This window comes from Methyloversatilis universalis EHg5 (assembly GCF_000378945.1).
Taxonomy (GTDB): Bacteria; Pseudomonadota; Gammaproteobacteria; order Burkholderiales; family Rhodocyclaceae; genus Methyloversatilis; species Methyloversatilis universalis_A.
Genome location: NZ_KB900539.1, coordinates 883521 through 903657, shown reverse-complemented (window position 1 = coordinate 903657; position 20137 = coordinate 883521). Strand labels below are relative to the sequence as shown.

The window sequence follows — 20137 nt, the reverse complement described above, 5'->3', positions numbered from 1 at the left end:
GGGCCCTTGCATCCAGTTTCGGCGTCATGCATGACGCTGCGGTGACGGGCAGGCGCCACTGGGCCGCCTGCCGTGAACGGCGTCGCGCAGCGCTCAGAATTCGTAGGCCAGCTTCAGCAGCAGGCGGTGGTCGCCTTCGCGGGTGCGGCCGTTGCCCACCGCGCCGTCGCGCAGCGCGTAGGCCCAGTCGGCGTGCAGCTTGAAGCCGCGCGGCGTAAGCAGGCGCAGACCGAGACCGGCGCTTTCCAGCGCCGAGCGCGGATCCTGACCGGCAAAGGCCTCGCGTATGCGCACACCGGCCCAGTCGTAGAACATCAGCGCGTTCAGCGCGAACGCCGCATCGAAGAAGGGGCGCGTCGGCGTGGCCAGTTCGAGGCGCAGCCGCTCACCCTCGTCGCCCATGCGTTCCGACTCCAGATAGCCGCGGACCGAATCGACGCCGCCGGCCGAGAACTGTTCGCTGTTGATCAGCGGATCGCTGGTGCGCTGCGCGTCGGCGCGGGCCAACACCAGCCAGCCGCCGGCGAACGGATAGCTGCCTTCCAGCTCAAAGCGGCTGACGAAGAAAGACGGCGTGGCGCCCGCGCGGCGGCAGGCGAACTGTTCGGCGCGCACACCGTTGCAGTCGATGTAGCGCTCGTTCAGGCCGGTCGAACCGGCGGACAGGGTGGTGCCCAGCCGCAGGCGCGCGCCGGATTCGAAGGGCAGCGTGATGCCGTACTGGGCCGACATGACCCAGTAGCGCACCGGCTGGCTGATGACGAAAGAGGTGCCGCCGATGCCGCGGGTGTCCTGATCGTTATCCTTGTAATCCAGACCCAGGCTGATGGAATGGAAGAAGCCGCGACCGCGGTCCGGCAGCGGACGCACGTAGCGCGCGCCCATGGTGTCGCCGCGACCCAGCGAGGCGGTATCGAACTGGGTCGGCACATTGCTGTTGGAGCGCGCGAAAAAGGCGGCCAGGATGCCGTCGCCCAGCGGCGCCGCGTAGTTGAGGCCGAACACCTCGACCTCGTCGCGGTTGCGCGGCGACGAGAAATAGGTCAGGCCGATGGAATGGCGGCGCTGCCACAGATTGTCATAGCGCAGCGTCGCTTCCAGGCGACCGGTTTCGGTGTCGGCGCTGCGCTTGTTGTTCAGTTCGATCGAACCGTGCAGCGGCGAACTGTCTTCCATCCGCAGTTCGACGTTGACCGAACCCGGTACCCGGCCCGGCTGCAGCAGCGGCGTCACGCGCAGGTCGGCGTTGCGCCCGAGCCGGCCAAGATCTTCCTGCACGTCCGGAAAGTGGGGCACGCCGCCTTCGGCCAGCGAAGGCGCGGCGTCGCGCACCGCGCTCGGCAGCGTGTATTCGGCGCCGGTCACGCGCAGACGCTCGATGCGCCCTTCGGTCACCTCCAGCGTGATCACGCCGGAATCGGTCGCCTGCTCCGGAATGCCGACCGCCACCGTCATGTAGCCGGCATCCTGGTAGGCCTTCTCCAGCGCGGCGGCCGCGGCATTCACGTCGGCCGCGTTGCGGCGCGGGCCCAGATGCGGATACACCGCACGCTCGACCGCCTCGGGCGGGAGCACGGTATTGCCCTCGACCACGAATTCGAGAATGTCGAAACGGCCGGCGTCCTGCGCCGACGCGGAGTGTATGCACAGTGCGAACAGCGTCGCGCACAGGCGGATGCAGCGGGAAATCGGACCGGACATGCGTGCCCTGAAGAATATGACGGCCGGAAGCCTGACAAACGAACGGCCCGCCGGGAGGCGGGCCGCGAAATCAACCGACGGTGCGACGGCCGAAGAGCGCCGTCGCACCGTCGCCCTGCTTAGTTGCCGGTGAATTGCAGCGGCGCGCAGGTGTTGGCGTTGCGGGTGTACTTCGCGACAAACAGATCAGCGAAGCGCACGCCCGAGCCATTGACCGCCGAACCGGCGGCATTGGTCAGGCCAGCGTAGTACTGCGGCAGCGACGCGAAGGCGTCCGGGGTCGACACCTGGGTACCGGTGTTCTCGAAGTTGCCAGTGAACTTCGGCGAACCAGCGCGCTTCACGAACTCGTCAGCCACCGCCTTGGTCAAGCCGGCGATCGGAGCAATGGTGATGCCCTGTTCGTTGGTCACCGCAACATTGCGCGACTGAGCCGACACTTCGACCACGAAGTCGTACTTGCCGGCCAGCAGGTTGGCCTTGGACGGCGCAACACCGGTGGCACCGGCGGACGACGAGAAAGTCTTGGTGGTCGAGTTGTAGTCGTAGGTGCCTGCGCCGTCGATGTGACGGAAGCTGAACTTGGCACCAGCGGCATTGGTGTAGGAGTCCAGCGACACGACACCGATCGCCTTCTTCGGACCGGATTCGGCGAAGTTCACGCGGAAGGTGTTGTTCTTCTGCTCTTCCGAATCCCAGGTGGTGAAGGTGTAGTTAGTGCCGTCGTTGGCGGCCTGCAGGCAGCTGCGGACGTTGCCGGACGAGGCGTTCTCGATCACGGTGTAGCCGGCGCTCGCGTCGATGATGTACGGATCGGCGGTGGTACCCGAACCCGCCACCTTGTAGCCAGCGCTGTCGCTCATGCGAGCCGGAGCCACTGAACCAAATTCGTTGGCCGAACACGGGAAGTTGCCGAAGAACCAGTTGTACGAGGTCTGGGTGCCCGAACCTTCCGAACGACGGCACACGGCCACATCGCCGTCCAGCGACGGATCAACCTGGTCCCAGGTCTGCACCTGGCCATTCAGCATGGCGCCATACACGGCACGCGACAGGTGAGTCGACGCCGGCAGCGTGTTGGTGGCGGCCAGACCCATCATCAGCTGGTTGACCGGCTGGACCGAGAGGCGGGCCACTTCGTCGGCAGAGAGGGCAGCCGTGTCGTTCTCGGTGTTGTACGGCTCCTGGAACATGGCCGGCTCAACGTCGGAAATGCCAAAGTCAGGCACCAGACCGGCGTTGGTGGCCAGTGCGTGGTTGGCTTCGCCCGGGTCTGCGCCAGTGATCGCGCACACGAAGGGGCTGGCCTTGGTGCCGGCGCCGCTGGTGCAGTTGGTCACGTCGATGGTCTTGACGCGCTGGGCACGGGCCACCGGGCCGACGCCGAAAGCCGAACCGCCGGCCGAACGCTTGATGAACAGCACCTTGGTGCCGTTGGTCACGCCCGGAATGCCGTTGGCCGAACCGGCAAAGGCCTTGTAGTTGCTGGCGCTGTAGTGGGTGACGCCGGTCATCATGCCTTCGGCGATGTCGGCCAGGAAGTTGTCGGGAGCCGAGGCGCCGGACAGATACACGACGTTGTGCGCCACACCACCGATGCTGACGGTGCCAGCGGCCTGAGCGGCGAAGCCGGCAGCCATGGCGGCGACGGCGAAAGCGATCTTCTTCAGTTGCATGAGTATCTCCAGGAATTCAGGCGTGGGCGGTCGCACCCGGTGCGGCCGCCGGTAAAAAGACGATCAGACGTTCTTGCGACGAGCAGCGAAACCCAGCAGGCCCAGACCGGCCAGCAGCATCGCGTAGGTCTCCGGTTCCGGAACCGGAGCAAGGGCAACCTGCAGGTGATAGCCGTCGGCACCGCTGTAGACACGGGCGATCACTTCCTGACCATCTGCGGTAAGCAGCTGAGCAACGCGACCGGCATTCTGGTTTGAGGTGGTGGCGGTCGAACCGAAAACCCACAGCGACAGAACATCATTCACGCCACCAGTCGAGGAGTAGCCCGGGCCGCCGAAATTGGAGCCGATGCCACCCGCGTAGGACACACCGTCAGCCGAGGTGGTCAGCGCGTAGCCATCGCTCAGGACTTGACCACCGACGTTCGTACCTTTGCCGTTAACACCGCCAATGTAGTTATTGAAGTTGGCAACCGAGGTAATGACCGCGGCGTTGGTCAGCGGGGCCGACGGGTCGGTCGAAACGGTCTGAATGATCCGGCGGATGCCTGCGTTCTCAGCAGAAACCAGGTTCCACTTAAGATTGCTCGCATTGGCGCCTTCGAGGAAGGTCGAGAACGACGGCAGAGCTATGTCAAACAGGATGCCGTTCGCCGGCTTGGCAACCAGCGTGGTACCGATAGCGGCCGTCGTGTTCAGCGAACCGATGATGCTGTTCGTGCGAACGTTGTCGCCGAAGATGTCATCCCAGCCAAGGTCGGACAGGTCGTAGGTGTAACCCTTGCCTGCCGCGCTGTCGTAGGCCGAGAACACGAATTCTGCATTGCCGGTGTCGGTTGCAGTGATAGATGCATTGGCAAAGCCCGAAACGCCCAGCGCAATTGCCGCAGCAATCAGTTTGGTCTTGAACATTGAATATCTCCAGAAAGTTAAGTCGTGGGTGGATTCCGGGATGCACTCCGAACCTCCCTGCTCCACGAGGAAGCGAATCGAAGCGTGACGGCCGCGCGTTACATCAACCGCTGCACGGCAGACGCGTTGAATGAGCCGAACGGACCATGCGCTGTAAGAAATTCCGTCCGATATTCCTCCGGCAAGTTATCGACGGACGATGACAACCCTGTTTCACTGCCGGACCCTTGAGATGAGCCGAACGGCTCATCCTGAAATGAGCCGCGGAGCGGAGATCTGCGCAGAACAGGCGTTTCCGGAATGAGCCGCGCGACAACACCCCGGACATCCGCGTCGGTCATCAGCGTGACGGCGCAGTGACCAGACGCGCTTCGTCCAGACGGTCACGCCAGGTTTCGATCAGGTTTTCGAGCTTCACCCGCGCGGTCTGCGCGAACGGCTCGGACTGTCCGATGCGTTCGCCCAGCGTGCGATTGCGGTAGTGCTCGAGCACCTCGATGCCGGTGCCGTAGAGCGCGCGGTTGTCCTTCTCGCACTGGGCGAGACGGGTGGCTGACTGCTCTGCCTTCACCCGCGACTGTTCGAGATCGCGGCCGGTGCCGGCCAGCGTGTTGCGCGCCTCGTTCAGCTCGCGTTCGCGCTCGGTCAGACGCTGGCTCAGCTGTTCGGCCTGGAGCGCCGACTGCTCACGTGCCTGCCGCTCGGCCGCCAGATCCTTTTCCAGCTGTTCGATCTGCCGGCGCGACGCCTGTGCGCTGCCGCGCGCGGCCCGTGCTTCGGCACCGAGCTTTTCGAGCTCATCAACCTGTGCACCTTTCAGAACCTTCAGTTCGGTCTCGGCGCCCTGGCGCGCCTGTTGCTCGGCCGCCAGCGACTGCTGCAGCTGTTGCGCCTGGGCGCGCAGCCGGCGCAGCTGTTCCTGCTCGCGCGACGGCTTCTCCTGCGCGGCCACCGCGCCCGCGGTCAGCAGCAGCGACAGCATCAGTACGAGGTGCTTCATGCTCAGAACCTCACATTCATGTCGAGCATGACGGTGTCGACCTCGTAGCGCTGACCGGCGATCACGGTCGGGTCGTAGGTCATGCCGTGGATGTTGCGGGCCGAGTACCAGCGCAGGCCGACCGCGGTATCGCGGTAAAGGCCGTAGCTGCCGCCGATGACGAAGCCCTTCAGGTTGGTGCCGCCGAGACCGAAGTCGGAATCGGTGAAGCCATCGACCACCGAATCGGAACCGATGTACTTGTAGGACGCGAACACCTGCCAGTCTTCGGCCAGACGGACCGAAGGCATGCCGACTGCCAGCCGCACGTGCCAAGCGGTGTCCTTGCCGTCGGTCAGGTTGAGGCCGGTTCGACGCAGGATGTCGGCACGGTCGAAGCCGGTGTTCTTCACGTATTCGGCGGACAGCAGCACATGCACCGGGTCGAAATGGGCCAGATCGGCGGTGGCGGTGATCACCCACGGCTCGAACTTCGACGCCAGGCCGTAGATCGGCGCGCCATTCGCGTCCAGCGGGCTGTTGGTGCGCACCAGGGTGTTGCCCTTCTGGCGCAGCGCGGACGAATGTTCGTACCCGCCATAGCCCGGCAGCGCACCGGTCAGGTCGAAGCGGGTGTCGGTACGCGCCTCCAGCCGGCTGTAGTGATACTTGGCCAGACCCACGCGCAGACGGGTGCTGCCGTTGAGGTCGTACTCGGCGCCGATCTGCGCGCCGGCCAGCCACTGCTTGTCGGCGTTCGGCGGGCTGTCGGCGCGCAGCGGAAACCAGCCGGCGGTGGCGAAGGGGCGCAGCGCCTGGGTCATCGTGACGTTGCGCAGGTTCACCGCGATGCCATCGAAATTCAGGTCCTCATCCCACACCAGATCGGTCGCGAACCAGGGGTTCGGAATGCGGCCGCCGCTGAAGGACGCCCATTCCACCGGATCGAACTTCATGTAAGCGCGGTCGACCAGGAAGCTGTACTTGTTGAAATTGCTGCCCAGGGTCTGGTTGGTCGATACCCGGTCGGTCACGTTGCCGGTGGTGAAGCGGAAGCCGGCGCTGACCGTATCGTTGATCTTGGCCAGCACACCGAGCCGGGCGCGCAGACGCAGGCGGTTCACGTCGTCCGACGCATTGCCGGTCGGGAAGCCGTTGTCATCAAGGCCGACACCGGCCGGAAAGCGCGTGCCGAGCGGAAAGTCCGGATTGGTCGCCGCCGGATTGCCGGCCGCACCCGGTGCATAGCTGGCGATCGGGCTGTTGCCCTTGGGGAAGCTGTCTTCCTGCATGCGCACCCGCAGATCGCCCTCGATCCTGATCCGCTCGGTCCATTCGGGAATCGCGTTCGGCGTGGCCCAGCCTTCGGTGCGGGCCTGCGCCAGCACTTCCTGCTTCAGCTGCTCGCGGATTTCGGCCTTCACCGATTCCGGCACGTACTGCACCCGCACCGTGCTGTCCTTCTTCACCCTGGCCGCGGTTTTCGCGGCTTTGGCTTCGGCGGCCCTGATCAGTTCGTCCGCCTTGTCGCGGGTGAGCACGCCGGTGTCGACCAGGGCGTCGATCAGGTTCAGCGTGGTCTGGCGCAACGTGTCGATGGACGCGCCTTCGTCCGCCTGTGCGGGCAGTGCGCACAGCGAGGCGAGCGCGAGCGGGAGCAGTGCTTTCTTCATCACTTCGGTCCGGAGTGTCGTGTGTGGGTGTGCTCAACCGGTCATGCGGTTGCTGATGCGCAGGCGCACCGGTTGGGGCATGTCGGCGGGCGGCGCTTCCCGGAAGGGTCGCATCTGGGCCAGCGCTGCACTGAGCGCGGCGTCGGTCTTGTCATCGCCTGTGGAACCGGCCAGCTCGGCGCGCTGCACGCTGCCGTCGCGCGCCAGCCAGATGGCGACCGGCACGCGGTAGTCGAGCTGCTTGATGTCCTTGTTGCGGGCCAGTTCGTCCTGGATGTGCCGCTGCAGCGCACTGGTGAAGAAGGCGAACTGCATGCGGTTGGACTTCACCTGCGGCGCACCGCCGACCGTAGTACCGACGTCGCCGCCCTTGTACTCGTTGGCCACACTGCCAGCAGCGAAGGGACTGGGGCCATCGCCGGCAGCGCCTTCCATCTTCAGCTGTTCGGCCTGCTGCGGCGGCGCCTCGACCTGCTTCGGCTGCTCGACCTTCACTTCCTTCGTTTCCTTCGGCTCCGGCCGCTTCTCTTCCTTCGGCGGCGGAGGCGGGGGCGGCGGCGTGTCCGGAATGATGGAAATCTTCGTCACCTGACGGGTCGGCGCCGACGGCTTGGAGAACAGATCCTTCAGCCACATGCCGGCCGCCACCAGCAGCGCCACGCCCACCGCCAGCGCGACGAAGCGCAGCGCGCGCGTGCCGCGCGACAGCTCGACCGAATCTTCCGCGAGCGCGCCCATCAGGTGCCGATCCGCGAAGTGATGAGGCCGACGTTGGCGATGCCCATGCGATTGACCAGATCGACCACCTGGATGACGCCGTTGTAAGGCGCACGCGCCTCGCCACGGATCATCACGCTGAATTTCGGATCACGCGCGCGCGCGGCATCGAGCTGGCCTTCGAGCTGGTCCAGCGTCACGCCGACGCCATTGACCATCAGCGCGCCGCTTTCCATCACCTGCACGATCTTCACTTCATGTTGTTCGGTGCTCGGCTTGTTCGACGGCTTGGGCAGCGTCATCGTCAGCCCCTGCACGCCGGCAGTGGTCATCAGGATGAACACGACCAGCAGCACGTAGGCCAGATCCAGCATGGGCGTGACGTTGATCGAGTCGTAGGGTTTGGCTTCGGTATTGATCTGCATGGCTGTGTGTCATCCGCGCGGCATCAGCCGGCCACCTTCTTGGTCACCAGACCGACTTCGGTGATGTCCAGCCGCTTGCAGATTTCCAGCACCGCCGACACCTTCTCGTAGTGCGCGGCAGCGTCGCCCTTGAGCACCACCGGCAGCGCCGGGTTGGCGCCCTTGTACTGCGCGAGCCGGGCTTCCAGCGTGGCCATGTCGACCGGATAGGCATCCAGATAGACGTCGCCGGCAGCGGTGATGGTGATGGCCTTGGTCTGGGGCTTGGCCAGCGAGGCGGTGGTGCGCGTCTGCGGCGCATCGACCTTGACGCCCTGCACCGAGGCGGTGGTCATGATGATGAACACCACCAGCAGCACGTAGGCGAGATCAAGCATCGGGGTGACGTTGATCTCGTCGTAGGGCTGGTTCTCTCCCTTTACGTCGGCGGACATGGCGCGCTGCTGCCCTTATCGGCCGTGCACTTCGGCGACGCGGGTAATGAACTCGTCGACGAAGATCTGCATGTCGGCGCTGATGTTCTTGATGCGCGCCGCGAGGTAGTTGTAGCCGAACAGCGCCGGAATCGCGACCGCGAGGCCGGCCACGGTGGCCAGCAGGGCGGCGGCGATGCCCGGCGCGATGGCGTTCACATTCACGTCGCCCGCCGCCGCGATGGCGGCAAAGGTGATCATGACGCCGACCACGGTACCGAGCAGGCCAAGGAAGGGACCGCCCGAAATCGCGATGGTGAGCAGCACCATCTGCGAGTTGAGCTTGTGCGATTCGCGTACCAGATCGGCGTCGATCGACGCCTTGATCGCGTCCATCGAGGCACCGGTCAGACCGGCGGCTTCACCCTGCACGTCGAAGCGCTTGCGGATTTCCCTCAGGCCCGCACCGTACAGGCGGAACAGCGACGAGCTCTTGTGTACAGCGCCCTGATCCAGCTTCAGGAAGTCGACGCTAGCGCCACGGAAGCGCTGCAGGAAGGCGCGGTTGTCGCCGTCGATGCGACCGACCAGGAGGGCCTTGGCAATCATCACCCAGCAGCTGATGACGAACATGACCGCGAGGATGACGATGACCACCCAGGCATCAACCGTGAGGTTGTCGATCAGGATGCCGAAGTAGTTGTGGCCGCCCTCTTCGCCGCCCGCCGCGTCTTCGCGCACGCTGACGAAGGTGCTGTCCGCACCCTGTCCGGCGGAGGCCAGCTTGATCCAGTCTGCACTGCGCACCGTGTTTGCCAGTTGCAGCTCGTCCAGTTCGCCGCTGTAGGCGTCACCGATCACGACCTCAGCCTGCCCCGCCGGCAGTGCGGCGTCAGCGCTGCCGACCGGCTGGCCGTCGACATACAGCGTGGCCTTACCGCCACCGACCGTGGCCGCGACGTGCTGCCAAGCGCCTGCCTTCAGCGTGCCACCGGCCACACGGGTGCCGGCCACATCGAGCGCGAACGCGCTGCCGTCGACCTTCACCGTCAGCGTACCCTGCGCATACAGCGTCGCCTGCTGTGCGCCGGCCGGCTTGATCCAGGCCGACATCGTCCACGCACCACCCGCGCTGGTCGCAAGCGCTGGCGAGGCCGGCACGCGCAGCGGGCTGCCGGCGAAGATGGCCGCGTCGCCCAACAGTGCGGCCTTCTGGATATTCACGCTACCGGTGGCGCTCAGCGCGCTGACCGAAGCATCTGCCAGCGGCGCCGACTCGGCGAAATGCCAGACACCGACGGTCGAGGCGTCATAGCTGGCCTTGCTGTCCTGCGCGCCACCAACCGCGGCATTGCCGAAATAGGCGTAGACGGTGGTCTTGTCCTGACCGGGCGCCACCAGCGGCACCTGCACCCACACAACCGCAAGCTCGTTCAGGCTGTCGTAGCGCTCGACATGGTGCTTGATCACCGTCTTGTCGTCGCCAGCGACAAAACGCAGATCCGAGCCATCCTCCTTCGCAGCAGTGAAATCGAAGTTGCCGCTGTGCAGGCGCACCACGACTGGCACCGAAGACTGCGGCGCAGCGATGGTGACGCCGGTGGCGGAGGTGTCCAGCGTGACGGTGCGACGGGCGGTCCACGCCTGGTCCCACCAGGCGTTGGCAAAGGAAGGTGCGAGCGCCGCAAGGGCGCCAAGGGCAATGATTTTTTTCATGGCAGGGCGGGAAAAATTCAGGCCGGATTCTCCCGGCCCAACGTGTCCTTGCCATGACATGAAATATTCGCGCGGATAGTCCGAACGGACTATTCAGGCGCGAACCGGTCAGGCGGATCCGCACTGCCTGTCACAGGATCGTGGGAGCGGCGCCCTCGCCGCGATGCAGCTTTCATCCCACCGCCGCACTTCATCTCTGCACCACCACTCATGCCGGGCTCAGCAGCGCGGCATCCCACCCGAACACCTGCGCCAGCTGCTCGAAGGCGTTGCCGGGCCGGCAGCGCAGTGCGATGTCCTCGCCGCTGACCGGGTGGCGGATATGCATATGTATACAGGCGAGCAGCAGGCGGGGCTCGTCGCACAGGGTGGCGACATAGCGGTTGTGCGCGCCCTTGCCGTAGGTGGCGTCGCCGATGATGGGGTGGGCGATGTGCTTCAGATGGCGACGTATCTGGTGGGTGCGGCCGGTCAGCGGCATCGCCTCGACCAGTGCGTAGCGGCTGGCCGGATAGCGGTCGATGGCCACCGGCATTTCGGCCACCGCCCGCCGGCGGTAGCGGGTGAGCGCCGGCTGGGCAGCCACCGGTTCTGCGCCCTCGCGCGCGGCGCGCGGGTCGATTGCGTCGTCGATGCGGCGCAGCGGGTGATCGATGTCACCCGCTTCCGGCGGATGCCCGCGCACCACCGCCAGATAGCGCTTGGCGGGCAGATGCGCCGCGAACTGCTGCGCCAGCGCATGAGCGGCCTCCGGGTTCAGCGCGAACACCAGCACGCCTGAAGTGCCACGGTCCAGCCGGTGCACCGGCCACACCCGCTGCCCGATCTGGTCACGCAGCCGCTGCACCGCGAATTCGGTTTCGTGGCGGTCGAGCGTGGTGCGATGCACCAGCAAACCGGACGGCTTGTCGATGGCGACCATGAAGTCGTCGCGGAAAAGAATGTCCAGCATCGGGGAATCTGGCATGGCAGCCGGCGGCATGGCGGTCAGGGAGACAGGATCGGACGTGTGAGGGGCCAGGGCACTGCGGCCCGCCCGCATGATGCCGCATGTGCGGGAGACGCCGCAGGCGTCACGGCGGATCACGTACAGAAGATGTTCCGTACATGAATCTTGTCCGCGATCAAGATCAAGTCCAAATGGTCACTGCATCATCCGCCCCTGTCGCTCGACGACCCGGTGTCCGGCCCGAGAACCCGGCCGCGCATCGGTACAGAACACCAAGAACAGCCCCGCCGCCATGACCTATCTGCCTGCCCCCGCTCTGCCCGACGAAAGCGCCCGCCTCGCGGCGCTGGCCGAATACGCCATTCTCGACACCGACCGCGAGCCGCTGTACGACGACTTCGTGCTGCTGGCCACGCAACTGTGCGGCACGCCGCTGGCCTATATCAGCCTGGTCGACCGCGACCGCCAGTGGTTCAAGGCGCGCAGCGACCGCGGCCCGCACGAAACGCCGCGCGACATTGCGCTGTGCGGCCACGCCATCGCCCAGCGCGAAGTGTTCGTGATCGAGGACACCCACGCCGATGAGCGCTTCGCCGACAACCCGCTGGTGACCGGTGCGCCGCACATCCGCTTCTACGCCGGTGCGCCGCTGATCACGCCGGAAGGCCACGCAGTCGGCGCGCTGTGCGTGGCCGACCGCGTGGCCCGCACGCTGACCGGCGCGCAGCGCGAAGCGCTGGCCGCGCTGGCCCGCCATGTCGTATCTCAGCTGGAACTGCGCCGCGCCACGCTGAAACAGGCACGCACGCTGATCGCGCTCGAGGCGTCCGAGCGCCGGCTGCTGGAGGCGAACGAACATCTGGAAGAGCGAGTGGCCGCCCGCACGCTGGAACTGCGCCAGCTCAACGACGACCTGTCGGCCTTCGGCTACTCGTGCGCACACGACCTGCGCACCCCGCTGCGCGCGATCGACGGCTTTTCGCGCATCCTGCTCGAAGAGGCCGGCGAAGCCCTGCCGCCGGACCAGCGCGTCTGCCTCGACCGCATCCTCGCCAACACCCAGCGCATGGGCGAACTGATCGACGCGGTGCTCGATTTCTCGCGCATCGGCAGCAAGTCGCCCGAAGTGCAGCGCGTCAATCCGGGCCTGCTGGTGCGCGACGTGGTGGCGGCCCATCCGGGCTATCGCGACGACAGTCAGGTGCGGGTGGATATCGCCCCGCTGCCGGAAACGCTGGCCGATCCGGTGCTGTTCAGGCAGGTATGGCAGAACCTGATCGACAACGCGCTGAAGTTCTCGCGCAGCCAGACGGTCAGCGAAATACGCGTAGACGGCTGGGTCGAGGGCAATCGCGCCTGCTATGCGGTAAGCGACAACGGCCCGGGTTTCGACCCGGCGCAGGCACACCGCATGTTCCGGGTGTTCGAGCGGCTGCACCCGGCCAGCGAACATCCGGGCGTGGGCGCCGGACTGGCCATCGTGGCGCGCATCGTGTCGCGCCACGGCGGCCGCATACGTGCCGAATCGGGGCCGGACGGAGGTGCGCGCTTCGTGATCGACATGCCTCTGGCGCGCGCCGCCACGCCCGGCCGCACGTCGCCAGCGGGCACCGTAGCCTCCATCGCTGCCTGATACGACACGCACGATGACGGCGTACGGTGCTAGATTGAACGCATCGCTGCACGGTTTCTGCCTGCCTTGTCCGGAAAGCTTCATCCCGGACCAGAGTGCTTAGTCCGGAAAGCTTCACCCCGGACCTGAGTGCCCTGTCCGGATCGCTGCACGCCGGACGGCCCCTGGCCCACGTTGAACGGGAGGACGTCATGAGCACGGCCTGCACCACCGACTACATCGTCGATCTGAGCAATCACTCCAACCGCCTGCGCCTCGAATCCGCCGTACCCGGCCGCCCGCTGAAGGTGGTGGTGCGCGACCCGGCGCAGCCGGATGGCCCGGCGCTGCATGGCACCGGCCTGCTGAGCGCGGACGGCAAGGTGTTCGCGATCGACATTCCGACCGCCGGCGGCCTGCATCACCAGACCTGCGACTGGGCCGCGCTCAGCGCGGCACTGGACGCGGAGTCGGAATTCGACTGAAACGGTGGCGACCCGACCGGGTCGTCTCAGCCCGGGCGGCGGCTGCCGTCCGGCAGGCCGAGCGCGCGCCAGCCGTCCAGGCCGAGCCGGTTCAGCGTTTCGATATTGCGCTCGTAGATACTTTCCGCTTCCGGGAAGGCATCGACCGCGCGCGTGACGCTGGCTTCGCGCAGCAGATGGATGGTCGGGAAAGGCGCGCGATTGGTGTAGTTGCCGATGTCGTCCGGCTCGGTGTCGGCGAACTGCCACTGCGGGTGGAAAGCCGCCACCTGGATGACGCCCTCGTGCCCCTGTTCGCTGACCGCCTCGTCCACGATGTCGAGGAAGTCGTTGAAATCGAGGAAATCCTCCAGCAGCGAGGCGTGCATGATGAGCGTGGTATCGACCGCGGCCGGATCGGCCGCAGCCAGGAAGTCGATCTCGCGGTCGATGTCTTCCAGCAGGCCGTCGAGGTGCTTCGCCTCGCTCACCACGTAGCGCACCTGTTCCTTCACATACACCGCCTTGGCGAACGGGCACAGATTGAGCCCGATGACCGCCTTTTCCAGCCAGTGCCGGGTAGTGGCGATGACTTCGTCCTTGTTCATGAAACCGTGTCTTCCAGCAGGAATTGTTGGATCGGCGCGGTCTGCGCGATGTCCATGAACATCGGCGCGTGACCGACACCGGGTATTTCGAGCGTGCGCGCCTTCGGGCCGCGCTCCGCCATCTGCGCCAGCGTATCGCGGGTGATCAGGTCAGATTCTGCGCCGCGCACGCACAGGGTCGGGCAGCGTATCGCGTCGTACAGGCTCCACAGCTCGATGTCGCCGAGGAACTGCATCGCGGCCAGCGGCTTGCCGATGTCCGGGTCGTAGCCCATTTCATAGCCCGGGTCGCCGTCACGCCGCGGCCGGGTGGAGTGTACGGTGAGATGGCGCCACTGTGCGTCGGTCAGCGGCCCGAAAGGCGCGCTGACCACGCGGATGTAACGCTCGGCCTCGTCCAGCGACGCGAATTTCGGCGCCTTGCCGACGTATTCGGCGATGCGGCGCAGGCTGACCGCGGTCACCACCGGGCCGACGTCGTTCAGCACCATGCGGGTGATGGGCGTATCCGGCAGCGCGGCCAGCGCCATGCCGATCAGCCCGCCCATCGAGGTGCCGAACCAGTGCACCCGCTCCACGCCCAGCCGGGCGATCAGCGTGACCATGTCGCCGACGTACTGCGGCACGCCATAGCCGGCGGCGTCCGGCAGCCAGTCGCTGCGGCCGCGCCCCACCACGTCCGGACACACCACGCGGTAATGCGCGGACAGGCGCTGGGCGAGGAAATCGAAATCGCGACCGACCCGGGTCAGTCCGTGCACGCACAGCAGCACGCGCGGATTGTCCGGGTCGCCCCACTCCGCGTAGGCCATGCGGTGAAGCCCTTTCGGGTTCGCGCACTGCACCTGCAGCAGCCGTGGCTGTTCGCTCACCCGCGCCCGCCCGAACCACCCCGCCACCTTGTCGATCACGCCCATATCGCCCCCTGGTCCCCAGCCCCTAGCCCCTAAAACCCATTGTGCCAGTAGCGCGCATCGCGTTCGCGGCTGCTTTCGATGATCAGACCGGTGGCGGCGAAGCGGTAGCGCAGCGCGCCATCGCGGTCGCTGCGCCGCTGTACGGTGGCGGCCGCCTCGTAACGCGCGACCACCGCCGGGTGCGGATGCCTGAAGCGGTTGCGGTAGCCCATGGCGTGCACCGCCTCACGTGCGCTTACCGCCTGCACGAAGGGCTCGGTCGACGAAGTGCGGCTGCCGTGATGCGGCGTCACCAGCAGGTCGGCCGCCAGCGGCGCACCGGCCGCGACCAGCGCCGCCTCGCCATCGGCCAGCAGGTCGCCGGTGATGAGGGCGCTGCCGTGAGCGGCGTCGATGCGCAGCACGCAGGACAGCGCATTGCTCGAACGCGCGCCCCGCTCTACCGCGCCGGGCGGCGGGTGCAGCACAGCGAAGCGCACACCATCGAGCTGCCAGGTCTGGCCGGCGGCGCAGTCGACGGTGTCCGGCCGGCGCAGCCGCAGTGCGTCGTGTGCCGGCACCGAGGACAGCACCTGTTCGACCGTCAGCCCCTCCAGCACCGACGCCGCACCGCCCGAGTGGTCGCTGTCGGCATGGCTCACCACCAGCGTGTGCAGCCGTCGGACGCCGACGGCGCGCAGATAGGGCAGCACCAGCCGTTCGCCGGCATCGGCTTCGGCGCCGTAGCGCGGGCCGGTGTCGAACAGCAGGTCGTGGCCGGCGGTCTGCACATGCACCGCCAGCCCCTGGCCAACGTCGAGCACGGTCACCACCATGTCGCCATGCAGCGGTCGCTCGGGCTGTACCCACAGCACCGGCAGCATCAGCGGCAGCGCCAGCGCGCGCCCTGTCCAGCCGGGCGGCGCCAGCAGGCAGAGCGCACCAAGCCCGGCCGCGACGACCGCCCACACCGGTGGCGCAGCGCTCTGCCACAGCGCCCAGTCGGGCGCGGTCAGCCAGGCGATACCCGCCATTAGCCACGCGGTCAGCGCGTGGGCCAGCCACAGCAACGGATCGAAGGGCAGCACCACCGCCAGCAGCACCAGCGGCGTGACCAGCGCGCTCACCACCGGTATGGCGATCAGGTTGGCCAGCGGCGCGATCAGCGACACCCGGCCGAACAGTGCCAGCGTGAGCGGTGCCAGCCCGATCGTGATCGCGGCCTGTGCGCGCAGCCAGCGCCGTACCGGCCCGGCCGCCATCCCGACATCGCCGGCGACCGCATAGAACAGCAGTGCGACCGCGCAGAAGGACAGCCAGAAACCGGCGTCGATCACCGCCAGCGGGTGGGCCAGCAGCACCGCGCACAGCGCCAGGGCCAGCGCATCCGCCGGTGACGCGAAGCGGCCGCGCCAGAGCGCGAACGCCCCGACCGCCAGCATGATGAAGGTGCGCTGTGCCGGTATGCCGAAACCGGCCAGCAGGCAGTAGGCCAACGCCGCAACCAGTCCGGCAGCAACCCCGGCGCGCTGGGCCGGCAGCCGCAAGGCGAGCGCCGGCACCCGTCGCCACAGCGCGGCGCACAGCCCGCCGGCCAGTGCAGCGACCATGGTGATGTGCAGGCCGGAAATCGACACCAGATGGGTCAGGCCGGCACGCTCGAACAGCGTCCACTGGGCGGTCGGGATGGCGCGCTGTTCGCCGATGGCCAGCGCGATCAGCACGCCGGCCCAGGGTGCGGCGTCCGCGGCCTCCCCATCGACGCCGAGCGCGTGCTCGAAGCGGCTGCGCACCGATGCGCGCAGCCGCTGTACCGCCGGCTCGAACCCGGCCGCCTCGGCGCTGAGCATGCGGGGCGGCAGGCTGGCCCGCACCTGCCCGGTGGCGCCGATGCCGCGCGCAAACAGCCAGCCTTCGTAATCGAAACCGTGCGGGTTCATGTTGCCGTGCGGGCGCTTCAGCCTCACCCGCAACTGCCAGCGGCTGCCCGCCGGCAGGGACGGTGCGGCCACCGGCTCGGCGTCGCCGTGCTCGCCCTGCTCGCTGCGGCGGCCGTCATACCAGTTCAGCATCAGCCGCGACGGCACGCCCGGCGGCGGCACATCGACCGCGAACTCGAAGCGCCGGCCGCGCTCGATGCGCACCGGCAGGCTCACCACCACGCCGCTCAGGTCGATGTCCTGGCCTTCCAGCGCAGGCGCCAGACGGTCGGCGAGCTGCACATGCCCCCAGCCGGCCGCCAGACAGAAGCCGCCGAACAGCACCGACACGAAGCGCGCCCCTGCTGAGCGCCGCCAGTACGCGGCGGGCAGCAGCGCCAGCACACCCAGCCCGGCCAGAACGCCGGGCGCCGGCAGCTGCGGCAGTCGTGACGCAAGCAGACAGGCGATGAGCAGGGCGAACGTGAGCGGCGGCAGCATGCCGCATTATTGCGCCGAAAATTCCATTCGAATAAACCGGAGAAAAATCCGCCCGGCATCCGGATGACCTGTGCCGGGCGGATGAAACCCCGGCTGGCGCCGCCTGTCCTCAACCGGTACGCTCGACGCGCCCGGACCGATCGCCCGCATGAAAAAACTGATACGCAACTACCTTCCCGACAGCGACAGCCTGCGCCGCAACCGCTGGCTGGCGCCCTTCGCCGACAGCCTGGGGCATCCGCGGCTGTGGCGGCTGAACCGGCACAGCTGTGCCGGCGGCGTGGCGGTCGGGCTGTTTTCCGGGCTGATACCGGGGCCGCTGCAGATGCTGGGGGCGGCCCTGCTGTCGGTGCTGCTGCGGGTGAACCTGCCGCTGGCCATGCTGGTCACCTTCTATACCAATCCGCTCACCATCGTGCCGCTTTACGCGGTGGCCTGGGCCTACGGCCGGGCGGTGATGCCGCTGCTGGGCATGACGCTGCCGGCCGGCGCGCGCTTCAGCGCACCGCACATTCCGGACGACGCCGGCTTCGCCGACTGGATGGACGCACTGGTCACCTGGTTCATGGCGCTGGGCGAACCGCTCCTGATCGGCCTGCCGCTGCTCGCGCTCACGCTGGCCGCCCTCGGCTATGTCGCGGTACTCGGGCTGTGGCGCTGGCACCTGGTACGCGCCTGGCAGCGCCGCGCCGAGTCGCGGAAAGCCCGCTCATGCTGACCCGGGACAAGCTGGATCTGTACCGCCGTTTCAACGGCGATCTGGACGACCGCACTCGTCGCGCGCCGGATACCCGCGTGCTGATCAGCGACGAGGAATGGGCCGCGCTCGACGAACTGCGCATGCAGATACGGATCGCGCTCGGCGGCCCGTGCAGCGCAACCTTCCGTACCGCGCTGGACGCCCGCCTCGCCGCCTGCTGCACGCCGGAGGTCCGGGCCGCGCTGCTGGGCGAGGCCTGAGGCTAGCCCAGCCGCCCGTCCACCAGCCGGACCGTACGGTCGGTGCGCGCCGCCAGCCGCTCGTCGTGGGTGACGATGACGAAGCTGGTGCCGCGGGTACGGCTCAGTTCGAGCATGAGATCGAACACGGCACCGGCGGTGCGGCTGTCCAGATTGCCGGTCGGTTCGTCGGCCAGCACGCAGGCCGGCTGGGTCACCAGCGCACGGGCGATGGCCACCCGCTGACGCTCGCCGCCGGACAGCTCACCCGGCTGGTGCTCCACCCGGTGCGCCAGACCGACCTCGGCCAGCATGGCCGCCGCCGCCTCGCGCGCCTGGGCGCGGGTCTGGCGGCGGATCATCAGCGGCATCGCCACGTTGTCCAGCGCCGAAAACTCGGCCAGCAGATGGTGGAACTGGTACACGAAGCCCAGCGCGCGGTTGCGCAGCGCGCCCCGCGCTGCCTCGCCGAGCGAGGAATAGTCCTGTCCCTGCAGCGCCACGCGGCCGGCACTCGGCACGTCCAGCCCGCCGAGCAGATGCAGCAGCGTGCTTTTTCCCGAGCCGCTGGCGCCGACGATGGCCACCCGCTCGCCGCGCGCCACCTGCAGGTCGACACCGGCCAGCACCGGCACCTCCACCTTGCCCTGATGGAACACCTTGGTCAGCCCGCGGCAGCTCAGCACGATTTCGGTCGACACGATGTCACTCATAGCGCAGCGCCTCCGCCGGCTGCACGCGCGACGCGCGCCAGCTCGGGTACAGCGTGGCGGCCAGCGTCAGCACGCCACCGATCACGGTTACGGTGATCACGTCGGACCACAGGATTTCCGACGGCAGTTCGGGAATGAAGTACACCTCGGACGACCACAGCGACACGCCGGCGATCTTTTCGATGGCCGGCACCACCACGTCGAGATTGCCGGCCAGCAGCACGCCGCCGGCCACGCCGAGCAGCAGGCCGAAGCCGCCGATCAGCGCACCCTGCACCACGAACACCGCCATCATCGACGCCGGGCTGGCGCCCAGCGTGCGCAGGATGGCGATGTCGGCCTGCTTGTCGGTCACCACCATGATGAGCATGGACACGATGTTGAAGGCGGCCACCGCGACGATGAGCGACAGGATGATGAACATCATGTTCTTCTCGATCGCGATGGCGCGGAAGAAGTTGGCGTGCTGGCGGGTCCAGTCGCCGACCAGCAGCTCCTGCCCGGCGAACTGTTCGTGCAGCGCCCGCGCCACCCGCGGCGCCTCGAACAGGTCGGCCACCTTGAGCCGCACGCCGGACACGCGGTCCTCCATCCGGTACAGCGCCTGGGCGTCCTGCATGTGGATGAGCGCGAGGCTGGCGTCGTACTCGAAATGCCCGGCCTCGAACACGCCGACCACCGTGAACTGCTTGAGCCGCGGCAGTACCGCGGCCGGCGTCACCAGGCCCTGCGGCGCGATCAGCGTCACCTTGTCGCCCACCCGCACCTGCAGCGCGCGCGCCAGTTCGATGCCCAAAACGATGCCGAAAGCGCCCGGCTGCAGATCGGCCAGCCGGCCGGCGCGCATGTGCTGGCTGAAGGCGGCCACGCCGTCCTCGGCCGCCGGCAGCACGCCGCGCACCATGGCGCCGCGCACCGTCTGGTCGAAAGACAGCATGGCCTGTTCGCTGATGTAGGGCGCGGCGGCCTTCACATCCGGATTCTTCAGCGCTGCGTCGGCCACCTGCTGCCAGCCAGCCAGCTCGTTGTCGTAGCCGGTCACCTGGATGTGGGAGGCCACGCCGAGGATGCGGGTGCGCAGCTCCTTCTGGAAACCGTTCATCACCGACAGCACCGTGATCAGCGCCGCCACGCCCAGCGCCAGACCGAGCGTGGAAATGAGGGAAATGAAGGAAATGAAGCCGTTGCGCCGTTTCGCCCGCACATAGCGCAGGCCGAGCAGGATTTCGTAGTTCATGGGGACGGCATGGTACCGGAGCGCCCGCGCGTGCATGCAGGATTGCGCCGACAGCACCGTGGCACTGCAACGCAGGTACACTTCGCG

At 67.4% G+C, this 20137-nt stretch carries 19 protein-coding genes; 4 read left to right on the top strand and 15 right to left on the bottom strand.

Going from position 1 to position 20137, the window contains the following annotated elements:
• Positions 1-93: 93 nt before the first annotated feature.
• The 10 genes from METUNV2_RS0104160 to METUNV2_RS0104115 form a co-directional block, all read right to left on the bottom strand.
• Positions 94-1701, bottom strand: coding sequence for a ShlB/FhaC/HecB family hemolysin secretion/activation protein (locus METUNV2_RS0104160; RefSeq protein ID WP_018228247.1), 1608 nt, complete (start codon positions 1699-1701; stop codon positions 94-96).
• 119 nt (positions 1702-1820) lie between these two features.
• Entirely contained in the window at positions 1821-3377 is a 1557-nt protein-coding gene (locus tag METUNV2_RS0104155) for a hypothetical protein (RefSeq protein ID WP_018228246.1), read from the bottom strand.
• A gap of 63 nt (positions 3378-3440) precedes the next feature.
• On the bottom strand, positions 3441-4289 hold the full coding sequence (locus METUNV2_RS0104150) for a PEP-CTERM sorting domain-containing protein (RefSeq protein ID WP_018228245.1): 849 nt from the start codon (positions 4287-4289) through the stop codon (positions 3441-3443).
• 340 nt (positions 4290-4629) lie between these two features.
• Positions 4630-5289: a hypothetical protein gene (locus METUNV2_RS0104145; RefSeq protein ID WP_018228244.1), complete on the bottom strand. Its 660-nt coding sequence runs from the start codon at positions 5287-5289 to the stop codon at positions 4630-4632.
• A gap of 2 nt (positions 5290-5291) precedes the next feature.
• Positions 5292-6941, bottom strand: a complete 1650-nt coding sequence (locus METUNV2_RS0104140; RefSeq protein ID WP_018228243.1) for a putative porin — start codon at positions 6939-6941, stop codon at positions 5292-5294.
• A 33-nt stretch (positions 6942-6974) separates the two neighbouring features.
• The gene (locus tag METUNV2_RS0104135) at positions 6975-7679 is read right to left on the bottom strand and encodes an energy transducer TonB (RefSeq protein ID WP_018228242.1); all 705 of its coding nucleotides are present in this window, start codon (positions 7677-7679) and stop codon (positions 6975-6977) included.
• Complete coding sequence (locus METUNV2_RS0104130) at positions 7679-8083, bottom strand: ExbD/TolR family protein (RefSeq protein ID WP_018228241.1); 405 nt, start codon at positions 8081-8083, stop codon at positions 7679-7681. Before METUNV2_RS0104130 ends, METUNV2_RS0104135 begins: the two co-directional genes overlap by 1 nt.
• 23 nt (positions 8084-8106) lie before the next feature.
• On the bottom strand, positions 8107-8517 hold the full coding sequence (locus METUNV2_RS0104125; RefSeq protein ID WP_018228240.1) for an ExbD/TolR family protein: 411 nt from the start codon (positions 8515-8517) through the stop codon (positions 8107-8109).
• Between the two features lie 15 nt (positions 8518-8532).
• On the bottom strand, positions 8533-10212 hold the full coding sequence (locus METUNV2_RS0104120) for a DUF2341 domain-containing protein (RefSeq protein WP_018228239.1): 1680 nt from the start codon (positions 10210-10212) through the stop codon (positions 8533-8535).
• Between the two features lie 208 nt (positions 10213-10420).
• Positions 10421-11164 (bottom strand): pseudouridine synthase, encoded by a 744-nt coding sequence (locus tag METUNV2_RS0104115; RefSeq protein ID WP_018228238.1) that lies wholly within the window; start codon positions 11162-11164, stop codon positions 10421-10423.
• A gap of 289 nt (positions 11165-11453) precedes the next feature.
• On the opposite strand from METUNV2_RS0104115, the gene METUNV2_RS0104105 reads away from it, so the two are divergent.
• Both METUNV2_RS0104105 and METUNV2_RS0104100 read left to right on the top strand, forming a co-directional pair.
• Positions 11454-12794, top strand: coding sequence for a sensor histidine kinase (locus METUNV2_RS0104105; RefSeq protein WP_018228237.1), 1341 nt, complete (start codon positions 11454-11456; stop codon positions 12792-12794).
• A gap of 191 nt (positions 12795-12985) precedes the next feature.
• Positions 12986-13258, top strand: a complete 273-nt coding sequence (locus METUNV2_RS0104100; RefSeq protein ID WP_018228236.1) for a hypothetical protein — start codon at positions 12986-12988, stop codon at positions 13256-13258.
• Between the two features lie 26 nt (positions 13259-13284).
• Here the strand turns inward: METUNV2_RS0104100 and METUNV2_RS0104095 are convergent, their stop codons facing one another.
• Genes METUNV2_RS0104095 through METUNV2_RS0104085 form a run of 3 tightly spaced genes read right to left on the bottom strand, consistent with a single transcriptional unit; the run spans position 13285 to position 17161 of the window.
• A complete protein-coding gene (locus METUNV2_RS0104095) occupies positions 13285-13845 on the bottom strand; it encodes a DUF1415 domain-containing protein (protein ID WP_018228235.1) in 561 nt (186 codons plus the stop codon).
• Complete coding sequence (locus METUNV2_RS0104090; RefSeq protein ID WP_018228234.1) at positions 13842-14762, bottom strand: alpha/beta fold hydrolase; 921 nt, start codon at positions 14760-14762, stop codon at positions 13842-13844. The genes METUNV2_RS0104095 and METUNV2_RS0104090 overlap by 4 nt, the downstream gene beginning before the upstream one ends.
• 29 nt (positions 14763-14791) lie before the next feature.
• Complete coding sequence (locus METUNV2_RS0104085; RefSeq protein ID WP_018228233.1) at positions 14792-17161, bottom strand: DNA internalization-related competence protein ComEC/Rec2; 2370 nt, start codon at positions 17159-17161, stop codon at positions 14792-14794.
• A 148-nt stretch (positions 17162-17309) separates the two neighbouring features.
• Between METUNV2_RS0104085 and METUNV2_RS0104080 the strand changes: the two genes are divergently transcribed.
• Both METUNV2_RS0104080 and METUNV2_RS0104075 read left to right on the top strand, forming a co-directional pair.
• Entirely contained in the window at positions 17310-17879 is a 570-nt protein-coding gene (locus tag METUNV2_RS0104080) for a DUF2062 domain-containing protein (RefSeq protein ID WP_018228232.1), read from the top strand.
• Positions 17873-18121, top strand: a complete 249-nt coding sequence (locus tag METUNV2_RS0104075; protein WP_018228231.1) for a hypothetical protein — start codon at positions 17873-17875, stop codon at positions 18119-18121. The genes METUNV2_RS0104080 and METUNV2_RS0104075 overlap by 7 nt, the downstream gene beginning before the upstream one ends.
• A gap of 2 nt (positions 18122-18123) precedes the next feature.
• Here METUNV2_RS0104075 and lolD read toward each other — a convergent pair whose 3' ends face one another.
• Both lolD and METUNV2_RS0104065 read right to left on the bottom strand, forming a co-directional pair.
• Entirely contained in the window at positions 18124-18813 is a 690-nt protein-coding gene (gene lolD / locus METUNV2_RS0104070) for a lipoprotein-releasing ABC transporter ATP-binding protein LolD (RefSeq protein WP_018228230.1), read from the bottom strand.
• Positions 18806-20050 carry a lipoprotein-releasing ABC transporter permease subunit gene (locus METUNV2_RS0104065; protein ID WP_026187855.1) on the bottom strand — a complete coding sequence of 415 codons (1245 nt, stop codon included), beginning with the start codon at positions 20048-20050 and terminating at the stop codon, positions 18806-18808. The genes lolD and METUNV2_RS0104065 overlap by 8 nt, the downstream gene beginning before the upstream one ends.
• Positions 20051-20137 lie beyond the last annotated feature (87 nt).